Origin of the sequence: Mesorhizobium sp. M4A.F.Ca.ET.020.02.1.1, from assembly GCF_004022645.1 — a bacterium.
In the GTDB taxonomy this organism is placed as follows: Bacteria; Pseudomonadota; Alphaproteobacteria; order Rhizobiales; family Rhizobiaceae; genus Mesorhizobium.
The window spans coordinates 1-19614 of sequence record NZ_RZOI01000035.1; the positions used below are offsets into that span (position 1 = coordinate 1).

A 19614-nucleotide genomic window follows, 5' to 3' on the forward strand; every position below is an offset into this window, starting at 1 on the left:
CCCTACAACACCTATCTGATCAACGGCCTGCCGCCGACGCCGATCGCCAACCCAGGCCGAGCGGCGCTTGAGGCCGTCGCCAACCCGTCGAAGACCGATGACCTCTATTTCGTCGCCGACGGCACTGGCGGCCACGTCTTCGCCGCGACGCTCGAAGAGCATAACCAGAACGTTGCCCGCTACCGCGCGCTGCAGAAGAAGCAGGCCGAGGACGCCGCCAAGGCCGGCGCCGCAAAGGTCGAGGGCCAGACCGACGCGCCGGCCGATGGGGATGCGGGTGGCGACGCCGGCGGCGATGCGGGCGCCGCCCAATAGCGATAAACGGTTTTTGAACTTGTCCCTTGGCACTCGGCGGCAAGGGGCGCATTGATATTTTGACGGCGGCGCCTGATTGGAGAGCGCTGAGTTTATGGAGCAATTCCAGGAAAAGCACGGAACGGTTTTCCGTCTGGAATTGCGTGGAAACAAATAGTTGGAGCGGTTGGGCGATTCCATGAAACGCTGGACCGCATCGGTTGCGCGGTCATCCGCGGCCGCGCGCAAGGGGGCGCAAGGGCATCATGAATCTGCAAAGCATGACCGGTTTTGCACGGGCGGTCGCCGAATATGACGGCAATTCGATCGCCTGGGAGGTGAAGTCGGTCAACGGCAAGAGCATCGAAGTCAGATTGCGGCTGCCGCAAGGCTTCGAGCGGCTGGAGCCGGCCGTTCGGCAGACGATCCAGAAGCGTTTTTCGCGCGGCAATTTCCAGGCGACGCTGACGGTCGGCCGCGCTGCCGGCCATCAGGTGCAGCCGGTGGTCAACGAGGCCTTCCTCAAGGATCTGGCCGGGCTTGCCAAGCGCCTGCAGGAACAGTTTGGTGTTGCTCCCGCCACCGCCGACGGGCTGCTTGCGCTACGTGGCGTGCTCGACATTCCCGAGACCATCGAAACCGAGGAGGCGCGGGCGGCGCTCGACGGCGCTATTCTTGCGTCGCTCGAAACGGTGCTGACCGGGCTGGAAATGGCGCGCCAGGGCGAGGGCGCCGCGCTGCGTTTGCTGCTTGCCGGCCACATCGACGCCATCGAGGCGCTGACGCTGAAGGCCGAGGCCGATCCGTCGCGCGAGCCGGCGGCGATCCGCGACCGCATCGCCGAGCAGGTCCGCCTGTTGATGGACGCATCGGCCAATCTCGACGCCAGCCGCCTGCACCAGGAAGCGGCCTTCCTCGCCACCAAGGCCGACATTCGCGAGGAGATCGACCGGCTGAAGACGCATGTCGCTTCCGCGCGTGTGCTGCTTGCCAATGGCGGCGCCATCGGCCGCAAGCTCGATTTTCTGGCGCAGGAATTCAACCGCGAATCGAATACGCTGTGCTCGAAGTCGAATGCCGCTGCGGTCACCGCCATCGGGTTGGAACTGAAGGCGGTCGTCGATCAGTTTCGTGAACAGGTTCAGAATCTGGAGTGACCCGGATGGTTGCCAAGGAGCCGATGGTTGCCAGGGATCTGGGGGCCCGCATCCGCCGCCGCGGTCTGATGCTGGTCCTGTCGTCGCCATCCGGCGCCGGCAAGTCGACGATCGCGCGCAACCTCCTGGAAAAAGATACCAGCCTGGAGCTGTCGGTTTCCGTCACCACCAGGCCGCGCCGCGGCTCGGAGATCGAAGGCGTACACTATCACTTCCGCACCATGCGCGAGTTCGAGCGGCTGCGCGATTCCGACGCCCTGCTCGAATGGGCCGAGGTGCACGGCAACTGCTACGCCACGCCGCGCGAGCCGGCGGAACTGGCGCTGGCGCAGGGACGCGACATGCTGTTCGACATCGACTGGCAGGGCGCCCAGCAGCTCAAGGAGAAGATGCGCGCCGACATCGTCTCGATCTTCATCCTGCCGCCGTCTATGAAGGAATTGAAGGCGCGGCTGAAGCGCCGCGCCGAGGACCAGGAGCAGGTGATAGAAACCAGGCTGAAGAACGCCCGCCTCGAGATCGAGCACTGGAAGGAATACGATTTCGTCATCGTCAACGACGATCTCGACCGCGCCTTCGCCGAGGTGCGCGGCATCGTCACCGCCGAGCGCCTGCGCCGCGATCGCCGCCCCGGCCTGTTCGACTTCGTCTCGGGGCTGCTGGACGAGAAGACGGAGTAGAGCGGCATTTTAGCCTCGCCGAGCCGCGCGGCTAGTGCGGCTCAGTGTTTCATGGAATCGCTGACCTCGCTCTAAGTATTTGTTTTTACGCAATTCCGGACGGAAAGCCGGTACGCACTTTTCCTGGAATTGTGCTTACCGCCATCCCTCTTGCTTGTGGCGGCAGGGGGATTGCCGTGGAACATAGTTTCCCTTCGCCCATTGTTGATTTGAGGCCGAGGGGGAGCGCGTTCCGTGACGCTGGTATGGTGCAATGGCCGAAGTGCGAGAACCAGTCGCAGCCGCAGACGACGATGAGACACGCAGGGCGACGCCTGCCGCGCTCAACCGCTTCGTCATCGTAATCGGCGCCTCCGCCGGTGGGGTGGAACCGCTGAAGCTGATCGTCAGCGACCTGCCCGCCGATCTGCCGGCAGCCGTGTTCGTCGTGCTGCATGTCGGCCAGGTCAGCTATCTGGCGGAAATCCTTGATCGCGCCGCCCGGCTGAAGACCTCGGTCGCCAGGAACGGCGCGACCTTCAAGACCGGCAATGTCTATGTGGCTCCCCCGGGCTTCCACCTTCTGCTGCATGGCGACCACATGATGCTGAGACGCGGACCGCGCGAAAATCTGGCTCGGCCGGCCATCGACCCGCTTTTCCGGTCGGCCGCGCTGAGCTACGGCGCCAGTGTCATCGGCGTGCTGTTGTCAGGCTCCCTTTCCGATGGCACGGCGGGCCTCAGGGCCATCAAGGCGGTCGGCGGGCTGGCCGTCGTCCAGCACCCGAGCGACACGCTGGTGCCGGCTATGGTGCGAAGCGCGCTGCATCATGTCGATGTCGACCATTGTCTGCCCGCCGCGCAGCTGGGTGGCTTGCTGGCAAGGCTGGCAGCCGAGCCGGCTGGCAAAACCTTGCCCGCCCCGTCCAGTGTCAGGCTGGAGGCGGCGGTCGCCGCGCAGGAGCATTCGACCATGAAGAAAGAAGATCGACTCGGCGAATTGTCGGTGTTTACATGTCCGGAATGCCACGGGCCCCTGTGGGAGATCGAAGACGGTGACATGCTGCGCTATCGGTGCCATACCGGGCATGCCTTCACCGCCGACGCGATGATGGAGGCCCAGGCGGTCGAGGCGGACGAGATATTGTGGAGCCTGCTGCGCTCGCATCAGCAGCGTGCCGAATTCACCCGGCGCATGGCCGAGCGAGAAAAGACGAAGGGTCGCTCACAGTTCGCCACGCAGTGGGACAAAAGAGCCAAGGAATACGAGGCGGACGCCAGGGTGATCGAGCGCATCCTGGAAAGCAGGCGAACGCAGGTAACGGACGATGGCGCAATCACCGAAGAAGGCAGCAGGAAGGAAAAAGCGGGCTAGCCAAGACGATGGCACGAGAGCGCCTGCCGATGGGTCCTTTCCCATCATCGGCATAGGCGCGTCGGCGGGTGGCATCGGGGCACTGCAGAAATTCTTTCCGGAAGTTCCGGCCGACAGCGGTTTTGCCTATGTGGTGATCCAGCATCTGGACGCCGAGCATGAGAGCGTGCTGGCAAGCATCATCCAGCGTTGCACCTCGATCGAGACGCACACCGCGGCCGAGGGTATAGAGATCGAGCCGGACAAGATCTACGTGATCCCGCCGGGGGTCTCGGTGACAGTCGAAAACCGTCGTTTCCACGTCGCCAGAATGGCGACCACGCGCGCCAGGCGAACGCCGATCGACGACTTCTTCACCTCGCTTGCGCAGGAGCAGGTGGAAAACGCGGCCGGCATCATCCTTTCCGGGACGGGCAGCGACGGCACGATCGGGCTGCGGGCGATCAAGGAGCGCGGCGGGCTCACGCTCGCGCAGGAAAGCGCCGAGTATGACGGCATGATGCGCAGCGCCGTCCAGAGCGGGCTCGTCGACATGGTGGTTCCGGCCGAGGACATGGCCGAGAAGCTGGTCAGCTATTTCCGCCACCCCAGCCGCATCGACAGCGAGCGCGACCGCCACAAGCGCGACGTCGCCGAGCAGCTTTCGCGGATCGCCGCCTTGCTTCGCATGCGCACCGGTCATGATTTCAGCGGCTACAAGGACAACACGATCCTGCGGCGCATCCAGCGCCGCATGCAGGTGCTGCAGATCGACGATCCGGCTGCCTTCTACGAAAGGCTGCGCGAGGAGCCGCAGCAGGTGGATCTCCTGTTCCAGGACCTCCTCATCGGCGTGACCAGCTTCTTTCGCGATCCGCATGCGTTCGATGCGCTGGAGCGCCTTGTCATCCCCAGGCTTTTCGAGGGACGCAAGCCGGACGAGACGATCAGGGTCTGGGTGCCGGGCTGCGCCACCGGCGAGGAAGCCTATTCGATTGCCATGCTGCTCAGGGAGAACGCGCCGCGCGGTGCCGCTTCGCCCAACCTACAGATCTTCGCCACCGATATCGACGAGCGCGCTCTGGAAGTTGCCCGCGCCGGGCGCTATCCGGCAACCATCGCGACCGACATCACGCCGAAGCGGCTGAAAGAATTCTTCTCCCGCGAGGACGGTACCTACCGTGTCGCGTCCGAGCTTCGCGAGGTCTGCCTGTTTTCGTCGCACAACCTGCTGCGCGACCCGCCCTTTTCCAAGCTCGACCTGATCGCCTGCCGCAACCTGCTGATCTATATGGGTCCGGAGTTGCAGGAGAAGATCGTGCCGATCTTCCACTACGCCCTGCGCAACAATGGCTACCTGTTCCTCGGATCCTCCGAGAACGTCACCCGTCACGGGCGGCTGTTTTCGACGATCGACAAGCCCAGTCGCCTGTTCCAGAAGCGTGCCGGCATCACGGCGCAGCGGCTGCCTGAATTCCCGCTCGCCGCCGCGGCCCGGCAGGCCCCGCATGTGCGCCAGCGAGCGACGACCGGAACCCTGCAGGAAAGCGCCGAACGGCTGCTGCTCGACCGCTATTCGCCCGCCTATGTGGTGATCAACGCTGCCGGCGAACTCATCCACATTTCGGGCGGCACGGGAAAATATCTGGAGCTTGCCGCCGGCGCTCCGGACTCCAACGTCTTTTCCATGGCGCGGCGCGGGCTGCGGATGGACTTGAGGGCGGCGTTGCACAAGGCGGTCAGCACCGGCCAGGTGGCGATCCAGAACAAGATCAACATCGGCACCAATGGCGGCCGCCAGGTGATCAGCCTCGTCGTGCAGCCGCTGCCGGCCGAGGCCGGCTCGGACCCGCTCTACATGCTGGTGTTCCGCGATGTCGGTGGCATCAAGCCGGAGCCCGAAAGCGAGCCCGTCCACACCACCGACGACGTCGAAAGCGCCAATGTCAGCCAACTCGAAAAGGAGCTCCGGGAAACCAAGGAGCGCCTGCAGATCACGACGGAGGAGCTTGAATCCTCCAATGAGGAGCTGAAGTCCTCCAACGAGGAGCTGTCTTCCATCAATGAGGAGCTGCAGTCGTCCAACGAGGAGCTGGAAACCTCGAAGGAAGAGCTGCAGTCGATCAACGAGGAACTGCAGACCGTCAACGCCGAGCTCAACATCCGCGTCGACGAGCTCAGCCGCGCCAACAACGACATGGCCAATCTTCTGGAGAGCACGCAGATCGCGACCGTGTTCCTCGACCGCGACCTCTGCATCAAGAGTTTCACGCCAACGGCGCGGGATCTGTTCAGGCTGGTCGAAAGCGACGTAGGCCGGCCGCTTGCGCATGTGCGCCCACGCTTTGCCGCCGACGGCCTGCAGGCCGATATCGAGCAGGTTCTGCGGCGTTTGGGCACCATCGAGCGTCAGATCGAGGGTGCCGAAGGCAGTCGGCGCTACATCATGCGTGTGCTGCCCTACCGCACCGTTGACAATGTCATCGCCGGCGTGGTCGTCACTTTTGTCGATGTCACGCAGATAGCGCAGGCGGAGGAGAAGATCGGCGCGCTCTCGCATGACCTGCGCAATCGTGTCGACAGCCTGGAGACCCTCCTCGATCTCGTGCCGGTCGGCATTTTCATCGCCGAGGACGGCAATGGCGAGGAGATCCGCGCCAATCGCCATGCGGTGGAGCTCGCAGGCCGGCCCGCCACAGACGACAAGCTCAGTTCCATGCCCGCCGTCCTGCCGCTGATGATGAACGGCAGCGCGGTGGGCGCCGCCGATCAACCCTTGCTGAAGGTGATGCGGACAGGCAAGGCCATTCCCGGTTTTGAAGCGCGGATCGCGCGCGCCAATGGCGACAACGTCGACGTGACGATGTCGGCCAACCCGCTGTTCGACGAATTCGGCAATGTGCGCGGCGCGATCGCCGCCGTCATCGACATATCCAGCCACAAGGATGCCGAGCGCAACCAGGAGCGGCTGCTGCACGAATTGCAGCATCGCGTGAAAAACATCCTCGCCACCGTCACGGCGCTCACCTCGCGCATGGTGCGTTCATCGGGTTCGCTCGACGATTTCGCGAGCGCCTTCCACGCCCGCCTGCAGGCGATGGCCCGCACGCACGAATTGCTGGCTTCCTATCAATGGGGAGGCGCCGACCTCGAAAATCTGGTGCGGGCGACGCTGTCTTCCTACGGCGGCAAGGAATGCGAGCGCGGCGGCCACGCTCGGCCTGGTGTTCTTCGAACTGGCCAGCAACGCCGCCAAATATGGCGCGCTTTCCGCTGAAAAGGGCCGCGTGGAGGTTTCCTGGCGCATCGAAGGCTCGGAAACCCTGTCGATCGACTGGAAGGAGAGCGGCGGGCCGAAGGTGAAGGGGCCGCCGAAAAGAAGTTTTGGAACCACTTTCATCCAGCAGAGTTTGGAGTACGAGCTAGGTGGAAATGTCGATTTGCAGTTCAAACCCTCCGGGTTGGAGTGCCTTTTGCGCATTCCACTGCCCAAGTCGGAAATGATCGACTATTTGTCCCTGCCTGCTCCAGGCAAGGTATGAATGAGCAAAGGTCTCTTTCCGGTCTGCACATTCTCGTCGTCGAGGATGCGTTCCTGGTCGCGCTCGACCTCTCGGATCAGTTGACGGATTCAGGCTGCGAGGTGATCGGCCCCGCCGCGTCGGTGGAACAGGCCCTGCAGGAGATTGATGGCATCGAGCTGGACGGCGCCGTCCTGGACGTCAATCTGAACGGCGAACGGAGCTTTCCGATAGCCGAGTTGCTGGCTTCGCGCGGCATCCCTTTCCTGTTCCTGACCGGTTACGACAGCTCGAGCGTCTTTCCCGATGCGTTCCGGCAGTCGCCCAGACTGTCGAAGCCCGTCGATCCCAAGGCGCTGACCGAAGCGGTCGCGCATTTTCGCAGGCGCTGATTCTCCCTTTCTCGCGCAAGTGCAGATGGAAAGAGCGCATCAGATCGCGTTCGTCAGCCTTACAAATTCCTCGACATCGAGCGTCTCGGCGCGGCGGGTCGGATCAATGCCGGCGCGCACCAGCAAGGCCTCGCCGCCCAGGCTTTTCACGCTTTGCCGCAGCATTTTCCGGCGCTGACCAAAAGCCGCCTCGGTGACGCGGCCGAGCTTCCTTGCCTCGACCGGCAAGGGTGTTGCGCGCGGCACCAGGTGCACCACCGACGACGTCACCTTCGGCGGGGGGGTGAAGGCCTGCGGCGGCACGTCGAAAGCGATCCTGGCCTGCGTGCGCCAGCCGGCCAGCACGCCGAGCCGCCCATAGGCGTCGCTGCCTGGGGCAGCGGTGATGCGCTCGGCCACCTCGCGCTGGAACATCAGCGTCATCGACTGGTAGAAGGGCGGCCATTCGGAAACCGTCAGCCAGCGGATCAGGAGTTCCGTGCCGATATTGTAGGGCAGGTTGGCGACGATCTTCACCGGTCCGCCGGCATCTCCGGCAAGCGCGGCGAAATCCGTCTTCAGCGCATCGCCGGGGATGACCTCCAGCCGGCCGGGATAGTGATTGGAGACCTGCGCCAGCGCCTCCAGGCAGCGCTCGTCGCGCTCGATGGCGACGACCCGCCTGGCGCCATTGAACAGCAGCGCCCGCGTCAATCCGCCGGGGCCGGGTCCGACCTCGATCACGGTGGTGTCGGCGAGGTCGCCGGCGGCGCGTGCGATCTTGCCGGTCAGATTGAGGTCGAGCAGGAAATTCTGGCCGAGCGCCTTCTTTGCCTGCAGCCCATGGCGCTCGATCACCTCGCGCAGCGGCGGCAGGCCGTCGATCGTCATGCGGCCGGGCTCATCGCGATGCGGCTCATGCGGCGGCAGCCTCCGCCCCGCTGTCGGCCAGCCGGCGGGCGAGCTTCAGTGCCGCGATCAGGCTGTCGGCGCGCGCAATTCCCTGCCCGGCAATGTCGAAGGCGGTGCCGTGGTCGGGCGAGGTGCGGATGAAGGGCAGCCCGAGGGTGACGTTGACTGCCTCGTCGAAGGCCAGCGCCTTGGCCGGGATCAGCGCCTGGTCGTGGTACATGCAGAGCGCCGCGTCATAGCCGGCCCGCGCCCGCGGGTGGAACATGGTGTCGGCCGGCAGCGGCCCGAACGCATCGATGCCTTCCGCCTTCAGTTGTTCGATCGCCGGACGGATGACCAGATTGTCCTCCAGCCCTATCGTGCCGCCCTCTCCGGCATGCGGGTTGAGGCCGGCGACCGCGAGCCTCGGCCTGGCGATGCCGAAGCGGTTCTCAAGATCGGCGGCGGTGATGCGTCCGGTGGCGACAATCAGCTCCGTGGTCAGCGCCTTGGGTACATCGGCGAGCGCGATGTGGATGGTGACCGGGACCGTGAGCAACTCCGGGCCTGCAAGCAGCATCACCGGCGTCACCTCGACGCCAGTCTGCCGTGCCGCCAGATGCGCCAGATATTCGGTGTGGCCGGGAAAGCGGAAGCCGGCATCGTAGAGCGGCTTCTTGGCGATGGGGCAGGTGACCACCGCCGCGGCGCGCCCGGCAAGGCAGTCGGCCACTGCGCGGTCGATGGCCTCGATGGTGCCGGCGGCATTGGCCGTGTCGGGCCGCCCGGGATTGTCGACATGGCCGGCGTCGAGCGGGATGATCGGCAACGCCCGGGAAAAGATCCGCGCGGCCTGCGCAGGCAGCGTTTCGACGATGGCTATGCTGGCGCCGATATGGCGCGCTCGCGCCGAGATCAGGGCCGGATCGGCAAGCAGGTAGAAGGGCGGCACGCCGGCACTTTCACCGGCGAGCCAGGCTGCGATGGCGATTTCCGGGCCGACGCCGGAAGGATCGCCAACGCTCACGGCCAGCGGGGCATCGGTCTCGCGCATGTCTAGGCCGTCTTGCGGGGCGTTCTGCCCGGGTATGGACAGGAGGTGGCTCTGTCGTCTCGTTCACTCACGCCCAAAACCCTGCCAATCTAGCGCTCGACGATCTTGGCCTTCTTCCGCAGCTCGTCGACATATTTCTTCGAAAGCTCGTCGGCGTCCTTATCGTTGCCGCCCTCGCTCTGGAACACCATCTGCGCTGCCTTGTCGTCGGACACTTCGCGCGACGAGCAGATGCCGATGAACTCGATGCCGCGCTCGGTTTCGCGCGTGGCGGTGGCGCCGCCGACCTTGGTCGCCTTGATCTGGTCGGCCCAGTCAGCCGGCAACTGCGGCGCCAGCACGCGGCCGAGATCGCGCACGGTTACGTCGATCAGCCCCTTGGCGAATTCACGCGTGGTGTTGCAGCCATTGAAGCGGGCGCGCATGGCGTCGGCCTCGCGCTTGCGCTTGGCGAGCGTCGCGCTGCGCTCCGAGGCAGGCACCACGAAAATCACCTGCTGCAGCATATATTCCATGGCGGTCGGCTTGCTGCCGCCCTTGTCCAGCATGCGCCGCACTGCGTCCTGCTCAGTCACCGCGCCGCCCTCGCCGGAGCGATAGCGGGCCGCCAGCGCCTGGTTCCAGGCCATCTGGGTGCGGATGAAGTCCTTGAAGTGCTCCTTGGTCACGCCCGACTGTGCCATGATGCCGTCGAGCTGCTTGAGCTGCATCTTGTTGGTGGTGGCAAAGCGCTGATAGGCGGCGTCGACCTGGGCGTCGGTGATGCGGATTCCGAGCCGCTTGGCTTCGGCCAGGCGCAGCGTCTGGTCGATCATCTCCTGCCCGGCGTCGCCCTTCTTGTGCTGCAGCTTCAGGAACGCGGCCCTGTGCGCGATGTCGCCTGTGGTGATCGGTATGTTGTTGACGACATATTTGATCGTGCTGGCGAAGGCAGGCGGCGTCATCGCCATGATCGAAACCGAGGTCGCCGCCACCAGCAGCGCGAAGCCTGCTGAAAACAGGAATTTCCTCATCTCACCTATCCCAATTCTGTCCCGCTTCGACAGCGCCGCGCGTCCCCTCGGACCCGCAACGGACACTGCAGTACCTGATTTGGCGCATGATCCTTTCCGCAAATCGCTTCGATTTCGCGGGCACGCGCAATGTAACTGAGACCCCTGCCAGCCCTATGCGGCGAAACCATGTCGTTGGCCCGCCGTCACTGGATGGTGTCGATGGCGCTGGTCGACGAACCGAAATCGCCAAGTGTACGGAACGACAGGTTGAAGCCGACATTCTGCGACACTTCCTTGGTCGCAAGGTCGCGCGATTCCGAGAACGTCATCAGATACGTAAAGCAGGAATCATTGTAGGCAAAACCGACGCCGTCCTTGACCAGAACGCTCTGCTTCAGGTCGTAGGTGCCGGTGCCGAAGACGCGCCAGTTCTCGGCAAGGTGCGTCGAGGCGCCGAGCGTCACTTCGTGGCGATCGGTCTCGAAGCCGTAGAGCGGCTGCGCCTGGATGAAGGCATATTTGGCGGTGAGCGAAACCGGCAGGCCGGAATAGGCGGCCTTCACCTCGGCGCGCCTCACGTCGAAGGTCTGCTCATCGAAGCGGCCGCTGAGCGAGCCGGAGAAGCCGCTCGGGCTGTTGAAGCCGATCAGGCCGACATAGTCGGAGGTCGGCTTGTCGAGGCCAGAATAAGCGCCGACATTGACCAGGTCGGGTGCGGTGAATGAATTCTCGCCGCCGAGCTGGTAGGATTGGCCGAAGATGGCGTTGGTGCTCCAGCCATTGCCGTAGGCGCCGGAATAGCGGAACCCGACATTGGCGCGCGTACCACCTTCCATGCGGTCATAGCCGGAGAACTTGTCGCGCTCGAACAGCGTCGTGGCGTCGAAGACGAAGCTCTGCGCATCCTCGTTGGGAACGGCGAGGCCGCCGACATACTGCTCGTTGGGACGCACGAACACTTGCGCCATCGGCTCGACGATGTGGCTGGAGTTCGCCATCGAGAACAGGACCGGCCAGCGCATTTCCAGACCCAAGGTCGCCATGTAGCGGGCGAGCGACGACTTCATGTCAGCGGTGGTGGCTATCAGGGGATTGGCAGCCATCTCGTTTATGGCCGCGAGCGAGGCCGAGTCGGCGTTGAGATAGCTGGCGTCGCCTCGCAGCGCCAGGAGCGGCGTCAGTTGCAGGCCACCATCGGTGGTAAACGTGCGCTTCCATTCGGCTTCGGCCGTCATGCGACCATTCTGCCCGGCGATGCCGGGGACGCGCAGCGTGGGCGTGCTCGAATTATAGGCCTCGGTGAAGGATTCATCGAGAGAGTCGCGGCTGATGACCCGCGCATTGACATTGATCGACAATTGCCCGCCGGCCACGGCCATATCGGGGATATAGGCATAGTCGAGCGACGGCAAAACCCAGGGCTGCTGGCCACTGCGCGCCGACGGGTCGCTGGCCAGCGTGTTTTCCTGCACCTGGAAGCGCATGGCGCGGATGTCGAAATAATTGCGGTCGTTGAGGCCGGTCAGGTAGACCGACGACTGGTGAACGGTCTCGCTGTAGCCGTCGATCGCATAGGTGCGTGAGAAATTCTTGTCGCTCTGCAGCAGCACGTCCCAGCCGAAGTTCCAGCGCTCATTTATGGCGAACTGGCCCTTGGTGCCCATCATGCCGCGGAACTTGTTCGGATCGCCCGCCGCGCCCGAATCGACATTGCGGATGCCGCTGTCGATGAAGGCGTCGGGATCCTGCTGATGGATGCCGGCGATCTTCAGGCTGTATTCGCCATTGTTGAAGCGCTGGCGCCACTCGGCCTCGCCGAGGAAACCTTGCTTGGTGTAGCCGGTGCCGGTGACGGTGAGGTCGTAGGTCGGCGACAGGGCGAAGTAGTAGGGGACCTTGACGCCGATGCCGAGGTCGCTCTTGTAGACGATACCGGGGATCAGGAAGCCGCTCTTGCGCTTCACCGTCGGGTCGGCGATCTCGAAGGCCGGCAGATAGGCGAGCGGGAAGCCGAAGAACTCGAAATTCGCGTTCTCGAAGCGGACCGTCTTCTTCTCGCCGTTCCAGATGATCTTGCGCGCCTTGACGCGCCACGTCGGCGCGCTGTCCGGCTTGTCCTCGCAGGGTTCGCAAGCCGTGTAGACGCCGTTGTGGAAGGTGGTCAGCACGCCGCCCATGCGCTCCGCGCTTTCGGAGGCGAAATAGGCCTTGTTGACGGTCTCGACGCGCAACGCGTTGACGAAGCCGTCGGCGAAGTCGTCGGTGATGTCGATATGGTCGGAATTGATCTTGGTGCCGTCGCTGTTGATCAGCTCGACCGCACCGCTGGCGACGAGGCGCTTTGTGTTGCGGTTGTATTCCACCCGCTGGGCGACGAGCTTGTTGCCGCCGTAGTCGATCTGCACGCCGCCGACGGCGGTCACCGTGTTGTTGTCGTTATTGTAGACGAGCGTGTCGGCGGCAAGCAGCATCTGCGTGCCGGAGGGAACCTTCGTCGCCATGTCGGTGACGTCCTGCGCCAGCGCCGGTGCCATCGGCGCCGCGCAGGCGAACAGACATGCCAAGGCGCTCGCCCCATAAAGGCGTGCCAAACCGGCCTGCCTATGGCTGCGCAAAACCGCCTCCCTCACTAGCCGTCTTCCTTGTATAGCAGAAATGTCACCCCGAAGAACATAGCCACGACAACCGGAACCCATGCGGCCACCGCCGTAGGGACGAATCCCGCCACGCCGAATGCCTTGACCAATACCGAGACGACATAAAGCAGAAAGCCGGCGAGGACGCCACCCAGAATCATCGTTGCCGACTGCCCCATACGCGCAAATCGCATTGAAACTGTTGCCGCAATCAGCGTCATGGCGACGAGGAGGAACGGCAGCGCCACCAGCGAATCAAACTGCATGGCGAAGGCATTTGCCTTCAGCCCGAAGGAACGGGCAACCTCGATCTTGCCGGGCAGATCGTAAAAGGGGATGGTTTCCGGGCGCGCCAGCCTTTCCTGCACGAATTCGGGCTTGAGGTTGGTCTCGACCCGATCGGATGTTGCCGGGCGGATATTGCCGTCCTTGAACACCTTGACGTCCTGTAGTTCCCAATAGCCGTCGCGCAGGAAGGCGCGCGCCGCGTCCTTGCGCTCGACGATATTGCCCTGCTGGTCCAGTACGAAGAAGACCGCGTCGGCCATCTCCAGGCCCTGGTTGAGGATCGCCCGGGCACCGATGATGGTGTCACCGGAAGCGGTCTTTTGCCGGATCCAAGGCGTCGTGTCGGCTGGGACGGCGTTGGAATTGCCGGCGCGCAACTTGTTTTCCATCTGCTCGGACCAGGAGAAGCCGTGCGCCGCGATGGGATTGAGCACGCCGACCGACAGCACGCCGAACAGGAGCGCGCCGATGCAGCAGGGCAGCAGGAACTGCCAAGCCGAGACGCCGGCCGAGCGCGCGATGACGAGCTCGTACTTGCGGTTGAGCGACACCAGCGTCGCCATCGCTGAGAACAGGCCGACGAACGGCACGGTCTGCAGCATGATCATCGGCATCCTCAGCGCCGAAATGGCGAAGGCGGTGCCATAGGTGAAGCCGGGCAGGCCAGTGGTGCGGCCGGACAGCTCGGTGAAGTCGATCAGGAACACCAGCGCCAGAAGGCCGAGGAAGAACCAGATGGTGATCGACACATAGCGGAAGAAGAAGTAGCGGCCCAGCGTCCAGCCCATCGTCATACCCTCTGGCCGGAGGCGCGCCGGGAAAGACGCAGCTTGACGGCGGTCCAAGTCTCGCCGACGCGGCCGGCGAGGTTGGTCATCCAGTCCGCCCAGGCTGCCGGCAGCTCCATCGACCTCGAGGAAACGATGAACCAGGTGGCGACAGCCGAGGCCACGATCGGCACGCCGTAGACCATATAGGCATAGAGCGGCACCTTGTCGGCTTTGCCGGCGGCGAAGAAGCCAAGCCAGCGCACGAAGAGGGCGATTGCGATGGCCGTGATCAACGGGTGGATGCGCGCTTCCCGGTGCGAGCGCGCGTCGCCCGCCACCGCCAGCGCGATCAGCGCGAACACCAGAGGGTAGGACCATTCGGAGAAGCGCTGGTCGAGCTCGGCACTGTAGCTGGCCGGCTTGCGCTGGAACATCTTGTCGTTGGGATCCGGGTTGAGCAGATACTGCGTCGTGCGGTCCTTCGGCAGAAGCGTGATCTCGTTCGCCGCCGACATGAAGGCAGAGAGGTCGAAGGCGTAGGAGGTGAAGCGGATCACCGACAGGTCGCCGGTCAGCGATTTGCGGTTGATGACGCCGTCATTCATCATCAGCACCTTCTCGTCGCCCTTTTCGATGATGCTGCCAGACTTGGCGTAGTAGATCAGGTTGGCGCCTTCCTCGCGCGAATCGGCCACGAAGATGCCGCCGAGCCTGTTGTCCGGGAGGCGTTCGCCGACCTGCAGGAACAGGCCGTCGTCGATCTTGCGAAACGTGCCTTCCTGGATGATCAGCGAAAGAAGGTCGGCGCGTGACGAGGCCACCAGCTGGCGGTTCTTCTGCCTGGCATAGGGGTCGACGCCATTGTCGACGGCGAAGGAAAGGACGCTGGCCGCGAGCGCCAGCAGCAGGATCGGCCGCGCGATCGTCCAGCGCGAGGCGCCGGCGGCGTTGATCACGGCAAGTTCCGAATCGGTGTTCATGACGCTCAGCGTCTGCGCCACCGCCACCACCAGCGCGAACGGCACCACGATCGGGATGATCGACGGGATGATCAGCGCCGCGACCTCGAAGAAGGTCAGCGCCGACTGGCCGCTGTCGGTGACGAGATCGATCTTGGCCAGCACCTGGGTCGTCCACACGATCGCCAGCGTCCAGGTCAGCGCAGCGAGGAACACCGTCGATGCGCGACGCATGATGTAGCGTTCAACGACCTTCATGAAGGCTTTCTCGATTTTGCCGAACGGCATCATGCCCGCCGACAAGGTAGTCATCCGGCGACGGCAGTACAACTGGCTGCATTGGCGCCTCGACCTGGTTCCTGTTCCACATCACGCGCCCCGGCCGGCCGGAGTGTCGAGGGCAATGCATAAGAAATGCAAAACATTGATGGTTAACAATATGTTACGGCAGGAGATCGGGGCCATGCCGCGACGAATCCACTGATGGTTGCGGCGGCGATATAGGCTGCGATTTCGGCCAAAGTCTTGCCAAATGATGGAAAACGACCAAATGTCGCGCACTCTTGAAAGCCGTTGTCCGGCACCTACCCCCGAAAGCAGGTTCTGATGAATTCGACACCCTCTATTGCCTTCGCCAAATTCGCCGCGCCGAAAAGGGGCAGCGTCTTCGTGCTGGCGGCCGACGACGGTGCCGTAGGCAAAGCCGGCAAGGCTTGCGACCCGGCCGGCGCGCTCGCTCGAGCGTTCCCGGTGGCCGACTTTTCCGGCAAGTTCGGCACCGTCGCCGAGGTGCTGGCGCCGGAGGGCACCTCGATCGACCGCCTGGTGGCGGTCGGCGCCGGCAAGGCTTCCGCCCTCGACGACCAGGCATGGCTGAGGCTCGGCGGCACCATTGCCGCCTCGCTGCGCAAGGCGACCGAAGTCGCCGTCGTGTTCGATGTTCCGGGCACTGAGGCCGGCGGCAGGCAGGCCGCCAACGTCGCCGCGGGCATTCTTTTGCGCAGCTATTCCTTCGACAAGTACAAGACCAAGAAGGACAAGGACGAGCCGAAGAAGCCGGTCAAGGTGACGATCCACTGCGCCGACCCCACGGCTGCGAAAAAGGCCTTTGCCGACGAGGCGGCGGTGATTGGCGGCGTGCTTCTCGCGCGCGATCTCGTCAACGAGCCGGCCAATGCGCTTGGCCCGGTGGAGTTCGCCGCGCGCGCCAAGGAACTCGAGGCACTCGGTGTCGAGGTCGAGATTTTGACCGAGAAGGAGATGAAGAAGCTCGGCATGGGCTCGCTGCTCGGCGTCGCGCAAGGCTCGCCGCGCGGCGCCCGCATGGCCGTAATGCACTGGAAGGGCGGCAAGGCCAAGGACGCGCCGGTCGCCTTCATAGGCAAGGGCGTCACCTTCGACACCGGCGGCAATTCGATGAAGCCGGCATCAGGCATGGAGGAGATGAAAGGCGACATGGGCGGTGCCGCGGCCGTCACAGGGCTCATCCACGCGCTTGCCGCCCGCAAGGCCAAGGCCAATGTCATCGGCGTCATCGGCCTGGTCGAGAATGCCGTCGACGGCCACGCCCAGCGCCCCGGCGATATCGTCACCTCGATGTCGGGCCAGACCATCGAGGTTCTGAACACCGATGCCGAAGGCCGCCTCGTGCTGGCCGACGCTCTCTGGTACACCAATGACCGCTTCAAGCCGAGATTCATGATCAACCTGGCGACGCTGACCGGCGCCATCATGGTCGCGCTCGGCCAGCACTATGCCGGCCTGTTCTCCAACAATGACGAACTGGCGGACCGTCTGGCGGGCGCCGGGCAAGCGACGCAGGAGCGGCTGTGGCGCATGCCGCTGGGCGCCGAATACGACAAGCTGATCGATTCCAAGAATGCCGACATGAAGAACATCGGCGGCCGCTACGGCGGCGCCATCATCGCCGCGCAGTTCCTGCAGCGCTTCGTCAAGGAGACACCGTGGGCGCATCTCGACATCGCCGGCACGGCGATGGGCTCGCCGCCGAGCGAGATCAATCAGTCCTGGGGCTCGGGCTTTGGCGTGCGGCTGCTCGACCGTCTCGTGCGCGACCACTACGAGGGATAAGGCCGTTCGAGGCGCGATCATGGCCGAAATCCTGTTCTACCATCTGACCGAATCGACGCTGGAGGAGGCGCTGCCGGGGCTGCTCGAGCGCAGTGTCGATCGCGGCTGGCGCGCCGTGGTGCAGACCGGCACCGAGGAGCGGCGCGACGCGCTCGACCAACATCTGTGGATCTTCCGCGACGATTCCTTCCTGGCGCACGCCACCGACCGCGAAGCCTATCCGGCCGAGCAGCCGATCCTGCTCACAACGGGGGAGGGCAACCCGAACGCCGCGCAGATACGCTTCCTGGTCGACGGCGCGGTGCCCGCCGACCTGTCGGGGTACGAGCGCGCCGTGTTCCTGTTCGACGGCCATGACGCCGCGCAACTGGAAGGCGCACGCGGCCACTGGAAGACGATGAAGGAAGCCGGCCACACCGTGACCTACTGGCAGCAGACGCCGGACCGCCGCTGGGAGCGCAAGGCGTAGGTTCCATACTGCGCCGCCCCTCATCCGCCTGCCGGCACCTTCTCCCCGTATGGTGAAGGGGGAAGAGGATGGCCGCGCCGTTGGCTCATCCTGCAACGCCCGCAGTTGGCGAAACCAGCCGTGATGGCGCCTTTCTCGCCGTCAAACGGGGAGAAATGCCCGGTAGGGCAATGAGGGGCGGCGCCGACGGACGGTATCAGCGCGAAAGCGACTCCCGTCCGGCTAGCCTTCACCTCTGGCCGGCATCATGGCTATCGCACCTGAACCGCTTTATGCATTAGATGCACGCAAGCTCACGATGGGGTGAGGATGCGGATCAAAATCATCGGAACCGGCGGGGCGGTGCCGGCAGGGTGCGTGACCTCGCGCGCACTGGAGGAAAGGCTTGGCCTTGCCGAGGGCCGGCTCGAAGCCGCCACCGGTGTCGTCGAGCGCTATGTCTGCGAGGGCGAAACGCAGATCGATCTGGCCTGCGCCGCGGCGCGCATTGCACTCGCCGATGCAGGGGTTAAACCCGGCGCGGTGGACCTGATCATCGGCGGCTGCGGCGTGCCTTACCAGCCGCTGCCCGCGACCGCGCCGCTGGTCATGCAACGCCTCGGCCTTGCTGACGGCTCGGCGGCCGCCTTTGACGTCAACAGCACCTGCCTCGGCTTCCTCACCGCCTTCGAAACCGCTTCGCGCCTGGTCGAGGCCGGGCAATTCAGCACGGCGCTGGTGTTCTCCTCGGAGATCGCCTCGCGGGCTCTGCCTTGGAAGGAGCAACCGGAGGTCGCGGCGCTATTCGGCGACGGCGCGGCAGCGGCGATTTTGCAAAAAGGCGGACCGGGTGAGGGCAGGGTGGTCGCCAGTCTGATGCGCACCTATCCCTCGGCCTACGAGGCCTGCGGCATCGGCTCGGGCGGCACGCGTTTCGACTTCAAGCGCCAGCCGGAGGAGTTTGCCCGCCACAGCCTGTTCCACATGGACGGCAAGGAATTGTTTCGCGTCACCTCGCGCCACTTCAGCGGCTTCATCACTGAGCTATTGCAGCGCGCCGGCTGGCGGCGCGAGGACGTCGACCTCGTCGTGCCGCATCAGGCAAGCCCGTTCGCGCTGGCGCATATGGCGCGCCAGACCGGCTTCGCGCCGGAGAAACTCGTCGACATCTCCGCCCGCTACGGCAACCAGGTCGCTGCTTCCATTCCCTTCGCGCTGGACGTCGCGCGGCGTGACTGCCGGATCGCGCCGGGCGCCAGGCTGCTGTTCCTCGGCACTTCGGCCGGCGTGTCCTTCGGCGGCATGGCGCTGGAGGCCTGACGATGGCCGTGCTCGTCACCGGCGCCAGCGGTTTTCTGGGCTCCCATGTGCTGGCAAGGCTGGCCGCGTCCGGCACGCTGGCGCTTGGCCTCGGCCGCGATGCGGCGCGCTGTGCGGCGCTGGAAACCGCCGGCCACCGGATCATCCGCCACGACCTGTCGCTGCCGCTCGACAGGGCGCTCGATCTGCGGCTCCGCAGGGTCGAGCGGATCATCCACTGCGCGGCGCTCTCCGCGCCATTCGGCCGGCTGGCGGATTTCGAGGCAGCCAATGTCGCGGCGATGCGAAACATCCTCGATTTCGCGACCCGGCAAGGCATCAGCCGCTTCGTCCACATCTCCAGCCCGTCCGTGTGCTTCGCCTTCCGCGACCAGCTCGATCTTGCCGAGGACGCGGCCTTGCCGGACCCGGTCAACCACTATGCCCGCACCAAGCGCGAGGCCGAGCGGCTGGTGCTGGCGGCGCCCGCCATCCACCCTGTGGTGCTCAGGCCGCGCGGCATCTACGGCGCCGGCGACCGCGCGCTCTTGCCGCGCCTCATCAAGGCCGCGAAGAACCGCCCGCTGCCGATCTTCCGCGACGGCCGGGCGCGCATCGACCTCACTCATGTCGACGACGTCGTCGATGCGGTGATGGTGGCGCTCGCAGCACCCCGGGAGGCTGAGGGCCATGTCTTCAACATCTCCGGCGGCGAGGTGTTGCCGGTGCGCCGCATCGCCGACGAGGCCTGCGCCTGCGCCGGCATCACGGCGCGCTGGCGGCGGGTGCCGCTGTGGCCGGCCATGCTTGTCGCCAGCGCCATGGAG

Annotated in this window: 17 protein-coding genes; 11 read left to right on the top strand and 6 right to left on the bottom strand. The window is 64.8% G+C overall.

Features of this window, described 5'->3' with window-relative positions; translation table 11 throughout:
* From EN742_RS04565 to EN742_RS04595, 7 genes are all read left to right on the top strand, one after another.
* A partial coding sequence (locus EN742_RS04565; RefSeq protein ID WP_189375178.1) for an endolytic transglycosylase MltG occupies positions 1-315 on the top strand: 315 nt, incomplete at its 5' end.
* Between the two features lie 245 nt (positions 316-560).
* Positions 561-1451 (top strand): YicC/YloC family endoribonuclease, encoded by an 891-nt coding sequence (locus EN742_RS04570; RefSeq protein ID WP_127399753.1) that lies wholly within the window; start codon positions 561-563, stop codon positions 1449-1451.
* Positions 1452-1456: 5 nt separating this feature from the next.
* Positions 1457-2131: a guanylate kinase gene (gene gmk / locus EN742_RS04575; protein WP_245455532.1), complete on the top strand. Its 675-nt coding sequence runs from the start codon at positions 1457-1459 to the stop codon at positions 2129-2131.
* 253 nt (positions 2132-2384) lie between these two features.
* Positions 2385-3485: a chemotaxis protein CheB gene (locus tag EN742_RS04580; protein ID WP_126055648.1), complete on the top strand. Its 1101-nt coding sequence runs from the start codon at positions 2385-2387 to the stop codon at positions 3483-3485.
* Positions 3439-6741 (top strand): CheR family methyltransferase, encoded by a 3303-nt coding sequence (locus EN742_RS04585; RefSeq protein WP_128332490.1) that lies wholly within the window; start codon positions 3439-3441, stop codon positions 6739-6741. The genes EN742_RS04580 and EN742_RS04585 overlap by 47 nt, the downstream gene beginning before the upstream one ends.
* Complete coding sequence (locus EN742_RS04590; protein ID WP_128332491.1) at positions 6689-7006, top strand: hypothetical protein; 318 nt, start codon at positions 6689-6691, stop codon at positions 7004-7006. The genes EN742_RS04585 and EN742_RS04590 overlap by 53 nt, the downstream gene beginning before the upstream one ends.
* Positions 7003-7377, top strand: coding sequence for a response regulator (locus EN742_RS04595; protein ID WP_127407454.1), 375 nt, complete (start codon positions 7003-7005; stop codon positions 7375-7377). Before EN742_RS04590 ends, EN742_RS04595 begins: the two co-directional genes overlap by 4 nt.
* 39 nt (positions 7378-7416) lie before the next feature.
* Here EN742_RS04595 and rsmA read toward each other — a convergent pair whose 3' ends face one another.
* The 6 genes from rsmA to lptF all read right to left on the bottom strand — a co-directional run bounded on the left by rsmA (position 7417) and on the right by lptF (position 15207).
* Positions 7417-8247, bottom strand: a complete 831-nt coding sequence (rsmA, locus tag EN742_RS04600; protein ID WP_126055645.1) for a 16S rRNA (adenine(1518)-N(6)/adenine(1519)-N(6))-dimethyltransferase RsmA — start codon at positions 8245-8247, stop codon at positions 7417-7419.
* Between the two features lie 25 nt (positions 8248-8272).
* Positions 8273-9301, bottom strand: coding sequence for a 4-hydroxythreonine-4-phosphate dehydrogenase PdxA (pdxA, locus tag EN742_RS04605; RefSeq protein WP_128332492.1), 1029 nt, complete (start codon positions 9299-9301; stop codon positions 8273-8275).
* 89 nt (positions 9302-9390) lie between these two features.
* The gene (locus tag EN742_RS04610) at positions 9391-10314 is read right to left on the bottom strand and encodes a peptidylprolyl isomerase (RefSeq protein ID WP_126055643.1); all 924 of its coding nucleotides are present in this window, start codon (positions 10312-10314) and stop codon (positions 9391-9393) included.
* 185 nt (positions 10315-10499) lie between these two features.
* The gene (locus tag EN742_RS04615) at positions 10500-12926 is read right to left on the bottom strand and encodes an LPS-assembly protein LptD (protein WP_189347282.1); all 2427 of its coding nucleotides are present in this window, start codon (positions 12924-12926) and stop codon (positions 10500-10502) included.
* Complete coding sequence (gene lptG / locus EN742_RS04620; RefSeq protein WP_126055641.1) at positions 12926-14008, bottom strand: LPS export ABC transporter permease LptG; 1083 nt, start codon at positions 14006-14008, stop codon at positions 12926-12928. The genes EN742_RS04615 and lptG overlap by 1 nt, the downstream gene beginning before the upstream one ends.
* A 2-nt stretch (positions 14009-14010) precedes the next feature.
* Positions 14011-15207 (bottom strand): LPS export ABC transporter permease LptF, encoded by a 1197-nt coding sequence (gene lptF / locus EN742_RS04625; RefSeq protein WP_126055640.1) that lies wholly within the window; start codon positions 15205-15207, stop codon positions 14011-14013.
* Between the two features lie 348 nt (positions 15208-15555).
* Here lptF and EN742_RS04630 point away from each other — a divergent pair, with 348 nt between their 5' ends.
* The 4 genes from EN742_RS04630 to EN742_RS04645 all read left to right on the top strand — a co-directional run.
* The gene (locus EN742_RS04630; protein WP_127421041.1) at positions 15556-17040 is read left to right on the top strand and encodes a leucyl aminopeptidase; all 1485 of its coding nucleotides are present in this window, start codon (positions 15556-15558) and stop codon (positions 17038-17040) included.
* Between the two features lie 19 nt (positions 17041-17059).
* Complete coding sequence (locus EN742_RS04635; protein ID WP_127407418.1) at positions 17060-17509, top strand: DNA polymerase III subunit chi; 450 nt, start codon at positions 17060-17062, stop codon at positions 17507-17509.
* Positions 17510-17818: 309 nt separating this feature from the next.
* On the top strand, positions 17819-18808 hold the full coding sequence (locus tag EN742_RS04640) for a 3-oxoacyl-[acyl-carrier-protein] synthase III C-terminal domain-containing protein (protein WP_127407419.1): 990 nt from the start codon (positions 17819-17821) through the stop codon (positions 18806-18808).
* 2 nt (positions 18809-18810) lie between these two features.
* Positions 18811-19614: NAD(P)-dependent oxidoreductase (locus tag EN742_RS04645; RefSeq protein ID WP_148670026.1), on the top strand; the 804-nt coding region annotated here is incomplete at its 3' end.

What these genes read in the sequence shown, in the direction of transcription:
- EN742_RS04640 (WP_127407419.1), top strand. Translation starts at nt 17,819, where the DNA reads ATGCGGATCAAAATCATCGGAACCGGCGGGGCGGTGCCGGCAGGGTGC.
- lptG (WP_126055641.1), bottom strand. Translation starts at nt 14,008, where the DNA reads ATGGGCTGGACGCTGGGCCGCTACTTCTTCTTCCGCTATGTGTCGATC.
- EN742_RS04585 (WP_128332490.1), top strand. Translation starts at nt 3,439, where the DNA reads ATGGCGCAATCACCGAAGAAGGCAGCAGGAAGGAAAAAGCGGGCTAGC.
- EN742_RS04580 (WP_126055648.1), top strand. Translation starts at nt 2,385, where the DNA reads ATGGCCGAAGTGCGAGAACCAGTCGCAGCCGCAGACGACGATGAGACA.
- pdxA (WP_128332492.1), bottom strand. Translation starts at nt 9,301, where the DNA reads ATGCGCGAGACCGATGCCCCGCTGGCCGTGAGCGTTGGCGATCCTTCC.
- EN742_RS04595 (WP_127407454.1), top strand. Translation starts at nt 7,003, where the DNA reads ATGAATGAGCAAAGGTCTCTTTCCGGTCTGCACATTCTCGTCGTCGAG.
- rsmA (WP_126055645.1), bottom strand. Translation starts at nt 8,247, where the DNA reads ATGACGATCGACGGCCTGCCGCCGCTGCGCGAGGTGATCGAGCGCCAT.
- EN742_RS04635 (WP_127407418.1), top strand. Translation starts at nt 17,060, where the DNA reads ATGGCCGAAATCCTGTTCTACCATCTGACCGAATCGACGCTGGAGGAG.
- gmk (WP_245455532.1), top strand. Translation starts at nt 1,457, where the DNA reads ATGGTTGCCAAGGAGCCGATGGTTGCCAGGGATCTGGGGGCCCGCATC.
- EN742_RS04610 (WP_126055643.1), bottom strand. Translation starts at nt 10,314, where the DNA reads ATGAGGAAATTCCTGTTTTCAGCAGGCTTCGCGCTGCTGGTGGCGGCG.
- EN742_RS04570 (WP_127399753.1), top strand. Translation starts at nt 561, where the DNA reads ATGAATCTGCAAAGCATGACCGGTTTTGCACGGGCGGTCGCCGAATAT.
- EN742_RS04630 (WP_127421041.1), top strand. Translation starts at nt 15,556, where the DNA reads ATGAATTCGACACCCTCTATTGCCTTCGCCAAATTCGCCGCGCCGAAA.
- lptF (WP_126055640.1), bottom strand. Translation starts at nt 15,207, where the DNA reads ATGAAGGTCGTTGAACGCTACATCATGCGTCGCGCATCGACGGTGTTC.